The organism is Janibacter corallicola NBRC 107790, assembly GCF_001570965.1.
Classification (GTDB): domain Bacteria; phylum Actinomycetota; class Actinomycetes; order Actinomycetales; family Dermatophilaceae; genus Janibacter; species Janibacter corallicola.
Genome location: NZ_BCSR01000007.1, coordinates 1 through 12,394, shown reverse-complemented (window position 1 = coordinate 12,394; position 12,394 = coordinate 1). Strand labels below are relative to the sequence as shown.

Sequence of the window (12,394 nt, the reverse complement as noted above, 5' to 3'; positions counted from 1 at the left end):
ATGTGCCGTTCTCCTTCGCAGGGATGGACCAGTGGGGTGGACTCAGGCCTCGGGGGTGTCCTCGGCGGGCGTCGCCGGGGCCGTCTCGGGCGAGGTCGCGGTCTCGTCCGAGGCCGCGGTCTCGGCCGGGGTCTCGGACTCGGCGGGAGCAGTGGTCGCGGGAACCTCGGCCGCAGCCTCGGTCGCCGCGGCCTTGGCCTCGGCGTCCGGCACGGTGGCGGCCGGGGCCTGCTCGACGGCGGCAGCGGTCTCCCCCTCGCCGGCGAGCAGCTCGCGCTCCCACTCGGCCATCGGCTCGGCCTCGGCCGGCGCGCCACCGGAGGCGTTGCCGCCACCACGGGCCATGAGGCCGTCGGCCACGGCGTCGGCGACGACCCGGGTCAGCAGGGTGACCGAGCGGATCGCGTCGTCGTTGCCGGGGATCTTGTAGTCGACCTCGTCCGGGTCGCAGTTGGTGTCGAGGATCGCGATGACCGGCAGTCCGAGCTTGCGCGCCTCGTCGACGGCAAGGTGCTCCTTCTTGGTGTCGACGATCCACACCGCGGAGGGGACCTTGGTCAGGTCGCGGATACCGCCGAGGGTCTTCTCCAGCTTGTCCTTCTCACGGCGAAGGATGAGCAGCTCCTTCTTCGTGTAGCCGGAGCCGGCGACGGTGTCGAAGTCGATCTCCTCGAGCTCCTTCAGGCGGGTGAGGCGCTTGGAGATCGTGACGAAGTTGGTGAGCATGCCGCCGAGCCAACGGTGGTTGACGTAGGGCATCCCGACGCGGGTGGCCTGCTCGGCGATGGCCTCCTGGGCCTGCTTCTTGGTGCCGACGAACAGGATGGTGCCGCCGTGGGAGACGGTCTGCTTGACGAAGTCGTAGGCATCGTTGATGTAGGTCAGCGACTGCTGCAGGTCGATGATGTAGATGCCGTTGCGCTCGGTCATGATGAAGCGCTTCATCTTGGGGTTCCAGCGACGGGTCTGGTGCCCGAAGTGGACGCCGCTCTCCAGGAGCTGGCGCATGGTGACGACGGCCATGCCGAAGTCCTCCTCGTTTTTCGTTGTCAGTTGGGTCCTGGTGTCCCGGCCCACCCCGCCCGATCCTTGCGGGTCGGGACTGCCGTGGTGGACCCCGGATTCGGAGGAACTCGTCACCCGGTGTGGAACACGCGTATTCACCCGGACACACCGGGCGTGCCCTCGATCTTACGCGCGCCGGGGGCGAAGGGGGAAATCCTCCGCCCCGGCACCTATCGTCGGGGCATGGACCAGCCCCTCGTGAGCCGGATGCGCCCCTACGGGGAGACGATCTTCGCCCGGATGACCGCCCTGGCGACCGCGCACGACGCGGTGAACCTCGGCCAGGGATTCCCCGACACCGACGGTCCGGCCGAGGTGCTCGAGGCGGCCCGGGAGGCGATCAGCGACGGGCACAACCAGTATCCGCCGGGCCCGGGGATCCCGTCGCTGCGGGAGGCGGTGGCGAGCCACCAGCAGGAGCGTTACGGGCTGGGCGTCGACCCCGACGGCGAGGTGCTCGTGACCACCGGCGCGACCGAGGCCATCGCGAGCGCCCTGCTGGCCCTCGTCGAGCCCGGGGACGAGGTCGTGGTCATCGAGCCGTACTACGACAGCTACGCCGCGGGGATCTCCCTGGCCGGTGGCATCCGGCGGGCGGTCCCCCTTCGCCGTGACCTCACCCTGGACCGGGAGGCACTGACCGCTGCCTTCTCCGAGCGGACGCGGGCGGTGCTGGTCAACACCCCGCACAACCCGACCGGCCGGGTGCTCACCCGGGAGGAGCTGGGGCTGGTCGCGGACCTCGCGCGCCGGCACGACGCCTGGGTCATCAGCGACGAGGTCTACGAGCACATGACCTTCGACGGCGCCGGGCACGTGCCCATCGCGACGCTGCCGGGGATGTGGGAGCGGACGGTGACGATCGGCTCGGCGGGCAAGTCCTTCTCGGTGACCGGGTGGAAGGTCGGCTGGGTCAGCGGGCCGCGGGAGCTGGTCACGGCGGTGCGCACGGTCAAGCAGTTCCTCACGTACACCTCGGGGGCGCCCTTCCAGCCCGCCGTCGCCCGCGCCCTGTCGATGGGGCCGGCTCCGCTCGAGGAGCTGACCGCGTCGCTGCAGTCCCGCCGCGACCTGCTGGTCGAGGGCCTGCTCGGGGCCGGGCTGGACGTCTCGGTCCCCGAGGGCACCTACTTCGTCGTCGCCGACGCGGCGCCCCTCGGGGTCACCGACGCGACCTCCTGGTGCCTCGAGCTGCCCGAGCGGGTGGGTGTGGTCGCCGTGCCGGTGTCGGTCTTCTGCGACGACCCCTCGAGAACGGCATCGCTGGTGCGTTTCGCCTTCTGCAAGCGCGAGCCGGTGCTGGAGGAGGCCTGCCGGCGGCTGGCCCGGCTCTGAGCCGTCCACACCCTGCGGGCGACCTCACGGCTCGTCCACAGCCGGCGACGATCGCTGTCGGGCCGCGCTCCCCCGCGACAGGCTCGGGTCATGGATCTCAGCGGGCTCGCCATCACCCTCCTGATCGCCGTCACGGCACCGGCGGGCACGTCGACACCGCAGTGGTCCTGGCCGGTGGGGGGCGGTGACCACCCCTGGGTCGCCGCCCCCTTCCGCGCACCCGAGAGCACGTGGGGTGCCGGCCACAGGGGCATCGACCTGGGCACGAGGACCGGCGCTGTGGTGCGGGCCGTCGCCGACGGACGGGTCACCCACCGGGGGCGGATCGCCGGGCGCGGCACGATCACGTTGCTGCACGAGAGCGGCATCCGCAGCACCTACGAGCCGGTCGACTCACGGCTGAGCGTCGGCGACCGGGTGCAGGAGGGGCAGGTCATCGGCCGGATCGGTGACGAGGACGGGCACTGCGAGCCGAAGGTGTGCCTCCACCTGGGGGCGAAGGTCGACGAGGGCTACCGCGACCCGCTGCCCTTCTTCGACGGGCCGAGGCGGGTGGTCCTGCTGCCGATGGAGTGAGACGGGCGCCCGGCGGGCGGCTCAGGCCCGGGGGTGCGCCTGCTCATAGCTGCGGCGCAGCCGGTCCAGCGAGACGTGGGTGTAGATCTGCGTCGTCGCGAGCGAGGCGTGCCCGAGCAGCTCCTGGACCATCCGCAGGTCCGCCCCGCCCTCGAGCAGGTGGGTGGCGGCGGAGTGCCGCAGGCCGTGGGGCCCCAGGTCCGGCGCGTCCGGGACGTGGGAGAGGAGCTCGTGCACGACCTGGCGCACCTGGCGGGGGTCGATGCGCCGGCCACGGCGCCCGAGGAAGAGTGCCGGGCCGGACTCCCCCGTCGCGAGGGCGGGTCGCCCCCGCTCCAGCCACGCGGTCAGGGCCTCGTCCGCGGGCAGACCGAAGGGGACGGTGCGCTCCTTGCGCCCCTTGCCGAGGACGAGCAGGACCCGGCGGTCGCGGTCGACGTCGTCCACGTCCAGGCCGGTGAGCTCGCCGACGCGCACCCCGGTCGCGTAGAGCACCTCGAGGACCGCGCGGTTGCGCAGGTGCACGGGGTCCTCGTCGTCCGCGGCGACGGCGGCGACGTCGAGCACCGCACCGGCTCCCTCACGGGTGAGCACGTCGGGCAGGGTCCGGGTGCGTTTCGGGGCGGCCAGCCGCAGGGCGGGGTCGGTGTCCACCCGGGAGGTGCGCCTCGCCCAGGCGAAGAACGTGCGCAGGCTCGCCGAGCGGCGCGAGAGGGTGGTCCGGGCCGTTCCCGAGGCGGCGAGGGAGCCGAGCCATGCCCGCAGCTGGGTGAGGGTGACGTCACCCGGTCCGGTGCTGCCGTCCCGGGCGCACCAGGTCAGGGCCGCGGTGACGTCACCGCGGTAGGCGCGGATCGTGTGCGGTGAGCGGTCGCGCTCGGCGGTGAGGTGCCCGGTGAAGTCCGCGACGACGGCCGTGACCCACTCCGGGGGCGGCTCGGGCGCGTCGCGATCGGTCATGCCCCTACCGTGGCACGTTCACCCGGCGGGGGTGCGCAACCACCCGCCGGACTCCCCCTGCGTGACCCACCCCTCGATCTGGAGCACCGAGAGGATGGCGATGACCTCCTCGACGGGCAGGACCAGCTCGGTGGCGAGATCCCCGACCGCGCTCTCCTGCCGGAGGGAGAGCAGGTCGTGCACCCCGCGCTGGGCGGCGGTGAGCGCGTCCAGGGGGCGGGCCGGTCCGAGGAGCTCGGCGACCTCGTCCGGGGCGTCGCCGACGGATCCGGCGAGCGCCAGGACGTCACCGGTGTCGGCGACGAGGCCCGCCCGCGTCTTCTGGATCCACTCGTTGCACCCCGCGGAGGACATCTGCGTCACGGGTCCGGGCACGGCACCGACCGGCAGGTGGAGGGCCTCCGCCCAGCCCGCGGTGTTCAGCGACCCGGAGCGCAGCCCGGCCTCGACGACGATGCAGCACCGCGAGAGGGCGGCGATGAGTCGATTGCGGGCGAGGAAGCGGTGGCGGCGCGCGACGGTGCCGGTGGCCAGCTCGGTGACCACCGCCCCGGACTCGGCGACGGCGTCGACGAGACGCTGGTTGCTCACGGGGTAGGTGCGGTCCGGGCCGCACGGCAGGACGGCCACGCCGGGCCCGTCGACGACGAGGCCGCCCTGGTGCGCGGCGGCGTCGATGCCGAAGGCCGCCCCGGAGACGACCGTCCAGCCCGAGCGGGCGATGCCGGAGCCGAGCTCCCGCGCCACGGCCTCGCCGTAGCCGGTGCCGGCGCGGGACCCGACGACGGCGACGGCCCGCTGCGTCAGGTCGGCGAGGCACCCCTGACCGCGCACGTGGATCAGGTGCGGCCGGATGAGCGGATGGTCCAGCGCGGTGGGCCAGTCCGCGTCGCCCGGCACGACGACGCGTGCCCTCGAGCGGGTGACCCGCGACAGCTCCGCGTCGACGTCGACGGCGGGCACGTGGGCCCGGGCGCTCTCGGCCCTGGGCAGGTCGCCGTCGACGAGCCGGTGCCACGCGGTCGTGTACCCGATCTCGTGGAGGGCGACCTCGAGTCGGGTGAGCGGGAGCCCCGGACGCTCACGGCGGGGTTCGAGCACCCGGGACCAGGCGATGCGGGCGCGGCGCTCGTCCCCGTCGACCATGGCGTGGGCGCGGGCGCGCTCGGCGGCGGTGGGAGCGGGAGGACTCTGGGCACTCATGCCGCCACCGCCCCCTGGGTGCGGTACATCAGGGCCAGGCCCACGTCCTCGGCCGCGGGCGCCGTGCGTCCGTGCAGGTCGGCGGAGGACCATGCCAGCCGGAGCACGCGGTCGTACCCCCGGACGGTGACCTGCCCCAGCTCGAGGGCACGGTCCAGCGAGGCGGTCGCGGCCGACGGCAGCCGCCACGGTCGCCGCCGGAGCACCGGCCCCGGCACCTGCCCGTTGAGCTGCCACCCGAGGGGCTCCCACCGGCGGCGCTGGGCCTCCCGTGCCTGCCGCACGCGCTCGGCGACGGCGGCGCTGGAGTCCGGCGGTGCCTCGTTGAGGTCGGCCAGACTGACCTTGGGTACCTGCACCTGGATGTCGACCCGGTCCAGGAGCGGGCCGCGCAACCGGGCCGCGTACGCCCGGCGCTGGGTGGGACGGCAGGTGCAGGAGAGCCCCTTGCCGTACCCCTCACCGCACGGGCACGGGTTCGCCGCGAGGACCAGCTGGGCGCGGGCGGGGTAGACCACTCGCTCGCGCGCCCTGGCGATGACCACCTGGCCGGACTCCAGAGGCTGGCGCAGCGCCTGCAGCACGGAGGCACCGAACTCGGCCGCCTCGTCGAGGAAGAGGACCCCGTGGTGGGCCTGGGAGACCGCCCCCGGCAGGACGGCGCCGCTGCCACCGCCGACGAGCGAGGCGAGGCTGGCGGAGTGGTGCGGCGCGACGAAGGGCGGCTGCAGGTCCAGGCCCGTGGTCGGGACCTCACCCAGCAGGGAGCGCACGGCGAGGGACTCCAGGGCCTGCTCCCGGGTCAGCGTCGGCAGGATCGTCACGAGGCGCTCCGCGAGCATCGTCTTGCCCGACCCCGGTGGCCCGTTGAGGAGCAGGTGGTGCCCGCCGGCGGCGGCGAGCATGAGCGCCGAGCGGGCCTCGTGCTGGCCCGAGACGTCGGCCAGGTCGACGGCGGGCGACGGCGTCCCGTCGCCTCGTGCGGCACGTGCGGCAGCGGGCTCGAGCCGGCCTCCCCGGCGCAGCGCCCGGTAGGCCGCGACCAGCTCCCCGAGGCTCTCGGCGGTCGAGACGCGCATCCCGTCGACGAGGCCGGCCTCGGCCACGTCCTCCGGGGCGACGACCACGTGCTCGCAGCCGGCCCGCTGTGCGGCCAGCACCGCCGGCAGCACGCCGGTCACGTGCCGCAGCCGACCGTCCAGTCCGAGCTCGGCCAGGTGGGCCACCGGGCGGACCGCCGTGGCCGGCACGACGTCGACCGCCGCGTACACCGCGATCGCCAGACCCAGGTCGAAGCCGGTCCCCTGCTTGGGGATCGAGGCGGGTGAGAGGTTGATCGTGATCTGCCGGGACCCGATGGGGGCGCCGGCGGAGAGCGCCGCCGCACGCACCCGCTGCGGGGCCTGGCGCAGCGCCCGGTCCGGCAGCCCGCCGAGCTCGAAGGCGGGCAGACCCGGGCCGACGTGGCACTCGATCTCCACGAGGTGCCCGGTGACGCCCCGGAGGGCGACTCCCTTCGTCACGCCGATGCTCACCGTCACACCCCCCGCCGGTGGTCGACGGAGTGGGTGCCGTCCGGGTGGAACAGCATCCCCACGACGTCGAGCCGCAGCCCACCAGCCGGACTGGCGTGCTCTGCCACCCACATGCCGGCGAGGCGGCGCAGCCGCGCGTGCTTCGTCGGGGTGACCGCCTCCACGGGGTCCCCGAACCGGGTGCTCGTGCGGGTCTTCACCTCGCACACGACGACCTGCCCGCCGTCGCGCATGACGAGATCGATCTCGCCGGCACGACAGCGCCAGTTGCGGTCCAGCAGCTCCATGCCGGCCCGCTGCAGGTGCTCCAGCGCGAGCTCCTCCCCCTGCGCCCCGAGCTCCATCCGTGTGGGCCGTGTCCCGGTCATCTCGACCACCTCCACGACCAGTGAAGCGTCGCCGACGGCCGGTGCGGACCGGCTCGTCCCGGCTGTGGAGGACCGCCCGGGGCACCGAGAGGATGTGGACGACGGACTCCCGACGCGAAGGGGGTGGCAGCCGGCTCAGTCGTCGATGCCGCGGGCGTGCAGCGCCTCCCCGGTCGCCCGGGCGCGGGCGACCACCCGGATCACGAGCGGAACCAGGCGGGCCCGGGGGCTGCGCGTCATGCCCCGTGCCAGGGCCGCCTGCCGGGTCTCCTCGGCGACCTCGAGCGTGCTCGGGATGGCCCGGATCATCAGCGAGAAGGTCAGCGCCGCCCGTTCCGGGTCCGCCCCGAAGCGCCGCAGCGGCACCAGCGCCCGCGTCACGGTGTCGAGCATGTCCTCGACGGAGGTCGTGCGGGTCAGGACCGAGGCGAGCAGGACGAGCGCAAGCAGGTCACCGACGGAGTCCACCGCCCGGGCCCACCCGTGCTGCCAGACGAGCCAGGCGCCGAGCAGGACCGCCACGATCATCACTCCGCGCAGCGTGCGGCCGGCCTCGCGCCAGCCGATGCCGGAGCCGAGCGCGAGGCCCAGCGCGACGAGCACGGCCGCCACGGCGAGAGGGGGCCAGCGGACCGCGACGAGCAGGATCGCGCACCCGCACAGCCCGAGCAGCTTGCTGCCCGGGCCGAGCCGGTGCAGCCACGTGGTGCCGGGGCGATACTCCCTGAGCAGGACCGGGGCGCTCACCGCGCACCCGCGAGCACCCGGTAGTGCTCGACCGCCGCGGGCGCCGGGCCGTCGTGGACCACCCGCCCGGCGTCGATGACGAGGGCCCGGTCGCACCGGGCGGCGAGACCGAGGTCGTGGGTGACGAGCACGAGCTGCTGCTCGAGGGAGAAGAGCAGCTCCCCGATGCGCAGGCTGTTGCCCAGGTCGAGCAGGGTGGTCGGCTCGTCCGCCACGAGCACCGCAGGCGAGGTGGCCAGGACACCGGCGAGCGCGAGCAGCTGGCGCTGGCCCCCGGAGAGTGTGTGCACGCTCTGGTCACCGCGCCCGCCGAGGCCGAAGGACTCGAGGGTCGCCAGGGCCGCGGCACGCCGCTCCTTCTTGTTCCGGTGGGTGCGCCGGAGGGAGAGCGCCACGTCCTCGAGGACCGTCGGCATGACGAGCTGGGCCGACGGGTCGGAGAAGGCGAAGCCCACCCGCCGCCGGACGCTCCCGCCCTCGCGGGCGACGTCGAGGCCGTCGACGAGGACCTGCCCGCTGCTCGCCGGGACCAGCCCGTTGAGCATCCGGGCGAGCGTGGACTTCCCGGACCCGTTGGCACCGATGAGGGCGACGCGCTGCTCGGTCAGCTCCAGCGTCGTGGGGTGCAGGACCACCGGCCCCTCGGCCGTGGGACGGAAGGAGGCCGCGCGCAGCTCGAGCCGGCTCACGCGTCCGCGCGCTCCTCGACCGCGGCGCCCGCCCCGGGCGCGGCGGCGACCGGACGGTCCAGCAGGTCGGGGAAGGCGCGGTGGACGGCGGTCGCGACCAGCGCCATGACGACGTTCTTGATGATGTCGCCGATCCAGAAGACCTTGTCGGTGTCGAAGGCCTGCGCCCACGTCATGTCGGCGCGCAGGACGAGCCCGGCCATCCCGGCGGTGTGGATGAAGACCGCGCTGCCGACCAGGCCGGCGAGGAAGACGAAGGGGATGCTCCGCGCCCCGAGGCGGCGGGGCACTCGCTCGACGAGGAACCCGCAGAGGGCCGCGGCGAAGGGGAAGCCGACGAGGTAGCCCGCCGTGGGCCCGGCCAGCACGCCGAGTCCCCCGGCCCCGCCGGAGAAGACCGGCAGTCCGGCGGCCCCGACGACGACGTAGAGCAGCACCGCGAGGAAGCCACGGCGGGCACCCAGCACCGCGCCGCACAGCAGCACGGCGAAGGTCTGCAGGGTGATGGGTACCGGGCCGGCGACGTTGAGCGCGGGCAGGATGGCCGCCACCGCCACGAGCGCGGCGAAGGCCGCGATGAGCGCGAGGTCGGTGGAGGTGGAGCGGCGGCGGGCGAGAGCCATGGGGGGTTCCTGTGGGTGGTGGCGACGGGAGCCTGAACGGCGTTCAGGAGATGAACAGCGTTCAGGTTATGGTGGAGCCCACCCGCCGTCAAACATGCCTCACCAAGGAGCATCGCGTGGTCAATCGCCGAGGCGACGTCATCGACCGTGCCCTGGCCGTGCTCGACGCCCACGGCCTGGGTGACCTGACGATGCGCCGTCTGGCCACCGAGCTCGACGTGCGGCCGAGCGCGCTCTACCACCACTTCCCGAACAAGCAGGCACTCCTCGGGGCGGTCGCCGACACGTTGCTCCTCCGGGGCCCCCGCGCCGGCGGCACCACGCGGGGCAGCTGGGACGAGCAGCTCGCGGCCGCCTGCTCCTCGCTGCGGGACGCGCTGCTCGCCCACCGGGACGGCGCGGAGCTCGTCGCGACCGTCCGGGCCCTCGGCACCGGTGGCCGGGCCCCCGAGGAGGCCGTCGCGGCCGTCCTGGCCGGCTCCGGCCTGGACGACGAAGGGGTCCGCGTCGCCACCCGCACGCTGCTGCACTTCGTCCTCGGCCACACGATGGAGGAGCAGACCCACCTGCAGGCCGCCAGCGCGGGGGCGATCGAGGACGAGGTCCTGCAGGAGTCCGACTTCCACCTCGGCCTGGCGCTCGTCCTGGACGGGGTGCGTCAGCGGGTCAGAACGGGCCCTCCGGCACCTTCAGCTCGTTCCGGGCGAGCTCCTCGACGTTGACGTCCTTGAAGGTGACGACCCGTACCTGCCTGGCGAAGCGGGCGGGGCGGTAGATGTCCCACACCCACGCGTCCTCCATCGTCACCTCGAAGTAGACCTCGGCACCCTCGCCACGGACGCTCACGTCCACGCTGTTGGCGAGGTAGAACCGGCGCTCGGTCTCCACGACGTGGCTGAAGAGGTGCACGACGTCGCGGTACTCGCGGTAGAGCGCGAGCTCCATCTCGGTCTCGTACTTCTCCAGGTCCTCCGAGCTCATCGGGTCCTCCCTTCGGCGGTCGCTGCGGCCACGAGCCTCTCGAGCGGCTCACGGCCATCCTCCACCCTCGCCACCGGCTCCCCGACCCCCGGGAGGGACCAGGATCGGCGGTGGTGCTCGCAGGCGCCGTGCTCGGCGAGGGCGTCCAGGTGGGCGGCCGCGGAGTAGCCCTTGTTCTCCTCCCACGAGTACTGCGGGTGGGAGGCGGACAGCTCGATCATCATCGTGTCCCGCTCGACCTTGGCCAGCACCGAGGCGGCGGCCACCGAGCTGCACCGCATGTCCGCCTTGACCACCGTGTGCACCGGCGGGGCGGCAGTGCCCTGCCCCAGCTCGGCGAGCAGGCCCACCTGCTCCGGGTCGGTGAGCCAGTCGTGGTTGCCGTCGAGGATGACCAGGTCCACGGGCAGGCCGACCTGCGCCAGCGCGCGGGTGCCCGCGAGCCGGAGGGCGGCCATGATCCCGATCCGGTCGATCTCGGCCGGCTGCGCGTGCCCGACCGCGTGCCCGAGGGCCCAGCGCCGCAGCCGCGGCACCATGGCCCGGCGTGCGGTGGCCGTGAGCAGCTTGGAGTCGCGCACCCCCGTGGGGGCGCTGCGGCAGGTCTCGTCGATGACGACGACCCCGACGCTGACCGGGCCGGCGAGTGCGCCACGGCCGACCTCGTCCATGCCGGCAAGCACCCGGTGGCCCTGCCGTTGCAGCTCCCGCTCCAGGCGCAGGCTGGGGCGCGAGGAGCGGGTGGTGCGCGGGGCCGGTGTCACCGCGTCTCCGTCTCCGCGAGGGCCTGTGATCCGGCGGGCGGCACGTCGGAGAAGACGGTGTCGTGGGAGTCGATCATCGAGATCCGGTCCAGCGGCCAGATCTTGACGAAGGCCTTGCCGACGACGAGGTCCATCGGGACCGAGCCCTCCTTGCCGGTGCCCTCCGGGTCGTGGAAGCGGGAGTCGGAGGACTCGCCCCGGTTGTCACCCATGACCCACAGGTGCCCCTCGGGGACGACGACGTTGAACTCCACCTCGCTGGGCTTCGATCCGGGGCGGATGTAGGAGGTCTCGTCGATGGGCTCGCCGTTGACGAGGAGACGGTCCTCGGCGTCGCAGCACTCGACCTTGTCACCGGGAAGACCGATGACGCGCTTGATGAGGTGGCCCTCGGAGGTGTCCGGCAGCAGGCCGACGAACACGAGCCCGTCGTGCAGTCCGTCGAGGAGCGGCCCGCGGTCCGCCGGTGGCGGTTGGTTCAGCCAGCCGCCCGGGTCGTCGAAGACGACGACGTCCCCACGGTCGATGTCGAAGGGGCCCGGCGTCAGCTTCGAGACGACCACCCGGTCCCCGACGAGGAGGGTGTCCTCCATCGACTCGCTGGGGATGAAGAAGGCCTGCACGAGGAAGGTCTTGACGACGAAGGAGAGGACCAGCGCCATCGCGAGGACGATGACGACCTCCTTGACACCGGCGGCGAAGCCCGCGACGACGCGGCCGCCACCACCACTGCCCCGGTGCCGCTCCGAGCGGGTCCGGGCGCGCCCGTGGTTCGCGGCCTCGCGGTGGGCCGAATCAGGATCGTGTGCCACAAGTCTCCTCTGCTGCGCCGGTGGCGACGAACTGCCGCACCAAGTATCGCCCCCGTCGGCCCGAAGGAGTGCAACCGGTCCGGCTCGGTCGTGTCCCTCAGCCCACGCTCCCCCAGCGGTCGAGCGGCCAGTACCGCCAGGACACGTGGCCGATCACGGTCTCCACCGGCACCATCCCGCCGCCGGGATCACCCAGGTGGGAGCGGGAGTCGGCCGACTCCGACCGGTTGTCCCCGAGGACGAAGAGGTGGTCCGGCGGGACCTCCACCTCGAAGGGGGTGGAGCAGGGCGCCTCGTCCTCCGGGAGCCAGGGCTCGGCGACGGGGTCGCCGTCGACCACCAGTCCCCCCTTCGGGGTGCACGCGACCACCTCGCCGCCGGTGGCCGCGACGCGCTTGAGGTAGTCCTGCTCCCCGAGGTCGATGGAGAAGGTGGAGGCCGCCGCGGCGAGGGCCCGGCCGAGCTCACCACCCGGCAGGAAGCGGCTGCGCTCGGTGTCGGCGAAGACCTCGGTGCCGTCGAAGACGATGACGTCGCCCCGCTCGAGCTGCCCGGCGCCGATCTTCGTCACGGCCACGCGGTCCCCTGCCGCGACCGCGGGCTCCATCGAGGAGGTGGGCACGCGGTAGGACTGGACGACGAGGACGCGTAGCAGCACGACGAGCAGGATCCCGACGCCGATGGGCACGAGCCAGCGTCGGCCCCGACGTGACCCGACCCCCGCCGATGGCTCGGC

Annotated in this window: 15 protein-coding genes; 3 read left to right on the top strand and 12 right to left on the bottom strand. The window is 73.7% G+C overall.

Annotation, left to right across the window (positions count from 1 at the left end):
* Nucleotides 1-42: 42 nt before the first annotated feature.
* Nucleotides 43-1,023, bottom strand: coding sequence for a 30S ribosomal protein S2 (gene rpsB / locus JCO01S_RS04595; RefSeq protein WP_068251428.1), 981 nt, complete (start codon nucleotides 1,021-1,023; stop codon nucleotides 43-45).
* 225 nt (nucleotides 1,024-1,248) lie between these two features.
* Here rpsB and JCO01S_RS04590 point away from each other — a divergent pair, with 225 nt between their 5' ends.
* Both JCO01S_RS04590 and JCO01S_RS04585 read left to right on the top strand, forming a co-directional pair.
* Complete coding sequence (locus JCO01S_RS04590) at nucleotides 1,249-2,400, top strand: pyridoxal phosphate-dependent aminotransferase (RefSeq protein WP_068251425.1); 1,152 nt, start codon at nucleotides 1,249-1,251, stop codon at nucleotides 2,398-2,400.
* 90 nt (nucleotides 2,401-2,490) lie between these two features.
* A complete protein-coding gene (locus tag JCO01S_RS04585) occupies nucleotides 2,491-2,976 on the top strand; it encodes a murein hydrolase activator EnvC family protein (protein WP_068251422.1) in 486 nt (161 codons plus the stop codon).
* Nucleotides 2,977-2,997: 21 nt separating this feature from the next.
* On the opposite strand, the gene JCO01S_RS04580 is transcribed toward JCO01S_RS04585, so the two are convergent.
* The 7 genes from JCO01S_RS04580 to JCO01S_RS04550 form a co-directional block, all read right to left on the bottom strand.
* Nucleotides 2,998-3,936 (bottom strand): tyrosine recombinase XerC, encoded by a 939-nt coding sequence (locus JCO01S_RS04580; protein ID WP_068251419.1) that lies wholly within the window; start codon nucleotides 3,934-3,936, stop codon nucleotides 2,998-3,000.
* Nucleotides 3,937-3,954: 18 nt separating this feature from the next.
* Nucleotides 3,955-5,139, bottom strand: a complete 1,185-nt coding sequence (locus JCO01S_RS04575) for a DNA-processing protein DprA (protein ID WP_169796894.1) — start codon at nucleotides 5,137-5,139, stop codon at nucleotides 3,955-3,957.
* The gene (locus JCO01S_RS04570; RefSeq protein WP_068251412.1) at nucleotides 5,136-6,674 is read right to left on the bottom strand and encodes a YifB family Mg chelatase-like AAA ATPase; all 1,539 of its coding nucleotides are present in this window, start codon (nucleotides 6,672-6,674) and stop codon (nucleotides 5,136-5,138) included. The genes JCO01S_RS04575 and JCO01S_RS04570 overlap by 4 nt, the downstream gene beginning before the upstream one ends.
* 2 nt (nucleotides 6,675-6,676) lie before the next feature.
* Nucleotides 6,677-7,042, bottom strand: coding sequence for a YraN family protein (locus JCO01S_RS04565; RefSeq protein ID WP_084342638.1), 366 nt, complete (start codon nucleotides 7,040-7,042; stop codon nucleotides 6,677-6,679).
* A 135-nt stretch (nucleotides 7,043-7,177) separates the two neighbouring features.
* Nucleotides 7,178-7,789, bottom strand: coding sequence for an energy-coupling factor transporter transmembrane component T family protein (locus JCO01S_RS04560; protein WP_068251406.1), 612 nt, complete (start codon nucleotides 7,787-7,789; stop codon nucleotides 7,178-7,180).
* On the bottom strand, nucleotides 7,786-8,478 hold the full coding sequence (locus JCO01S_RS04555; protein ID WP_068251403.1) for an energy-coupling factor ABC transporter ATP-binding protein: 693 nt from the start codon (nucleotides 8,476-8,478) through the stop codon (nucleotides 7,786-7,788). Before JCO01S_RS04555 ends, JCO01S_RS04560 begins: the two co-directional genes overlap by 4 nt.
* On the bottom strand, nucleotides 8,475-9,101 hold the full coding sequence (locus JCO01S_RS04550; RefSeq protein ID WP_068251400.1) for a biotin transporter BioY: 627 nt from the start codon (nucleotides 9,099-9,101) through the stop codon (nucleotides 8,475-8,477). Before JCO01S_RS04550 ends, JCO01S_RS04555 begins: the two co-directional genes overlap by 4 nt.
* A gap of 116 nt (nucleotides 9,102-9,217) precedes the next feature.
* On the opposite strand from JCO01S_RS04550, the gene JCO01S_RS04545 reads away from it, so the two are divergent.
* Nucleotides 9,218-9,823 carry a TetR/AcrR family transcriptional regulator C-terminal domain-containing protein gene (locus JCO01S_RS04545; RefSeq protein WP_157074477.1) on the top strand — a complete coding sequence of 202 codons (606 nt, stop codon included), beginning with the start codon at nucleotides 9,218-9,220 and terminating at the stop codon, nucleotides 9,821-9,823.
* Here the strand turns inward: JCO01S_RS04545 and JCO01S_RS04540 are convergent.
* The 4 genes from JCO01S_RS04540 to lepB (JCO01S_RS04525) form a co-directional block, all read right to left on the bottom strand.
* Complete coding sequence (locus JCO01S_RS04540; RefSeq protein WP_068251394.1) at nucleotides 9,768-10,082, bottom strand: DUF2469 domain-containing protein; 315 nt, start codon at nucleotides 10,080-10,082, stop codon at nucleotides 9,768-9,770. The two genes, JCO01S_RS04545 and JCO01S_RS04540, sit on opposite strands and share 56 nt — an antisense overlap.
* Nucleotides 10,079-10,846, bottom strand: a complete 768-nt coding sequence (gene rnhB, locus JCO01S_RS04535; RefSeq protein WP_245634327.1) for a ribonuclease HII — start codon at nucleotides 10,844-10,846, stop codon at nucleotides 10,079-10,081. The genes JCO01S_RS04540 and rnhB overlap by 4 nt, the downstream gene beginning before the upstream one ends.
* The gene (gene lepB / locus JCO01S_RS04530; RefSeq protein WP_068251391.1) at nucleotides 10,843-11,658 is read right to left on the bottom strand and encodes a signal peptidase I; all 816 of its coding nucleotides are present in this window, start codon (nucleotides 11,656-11,658) and stop codon (nucleotides 10,843-10,845) included. Before lepB (JCO01S_RS04530) ends, rnhB begins: the two co-directional genes overlap by 4 nt.
* A 97-nt stretch (nucleotides 11,659-11,755) precedes the next feature.
* Nucleotides 11,756-12,394: signal peptidase I (gene lepB / locus JCO01S_RS04525; protein WP_084342629.1), on the bottom strand; the 639-nt coding region annotated here is incomplete at its 5' end.

Coding starts and splice junctions, on each gene's coding strand:
- rpsB (WP_068251428.1), bottom strand. CDS start 1,023: ATGGCCGTCGTCACCATGCGCCAGCTCCTGGAGAGCGGCGTCCACTTC.
- JCO01S_RS04590 (WP_068251425.1), top strand. CDS start 1,249: ATGGACCAGCCCCTCGTGAGCCGGATGCGCCCCTACGGGGAGACGATC.
- JCO01S_RS04585 (WP_068251422.1), top strand. CDS start 2,491: ATGGATCTCAGCGGGCTCGCCATCACCCTCCTGATCGCCGTCACGGCA.
- JCO01S_RS04580 (WP_068251419.1), bottom strand. CDS start 3,936: ATGACCGATCGCGACGCGCCCGAGCCGCCCCCGGAGTGGGTCACGGCC.
- JCO01S_RS04575 (WP_169796894.1), bottom strand. CDS start 5,139: ATGAGTGCCCAGAGTCCTCCCGCTCCCACCGCCGCCGAGCGCGCCCGC.
- JCO01S_RS04565 (WP_084342638.1), bottom strand. CDS start 7,042: ATGACCGGGACACGGCCCACACGGATGGAGCTCGGGGCGCAGGGGGAG.
- JCO01S_RS04550 (WP_068251400.1), bottom strand. CDS start 9,101: ATGGCTCTCGCCCGCCGCCGCTCCACCTCCACCGACCTCGCGCTCATC.
- JCO01S_RS04540 (WP_068251394.1), bottom strand. CDS start 10,082: ATGAGCTCGGAGGACCTGGAGAAGTACGAGACCGAGATGGAGCTCGCG.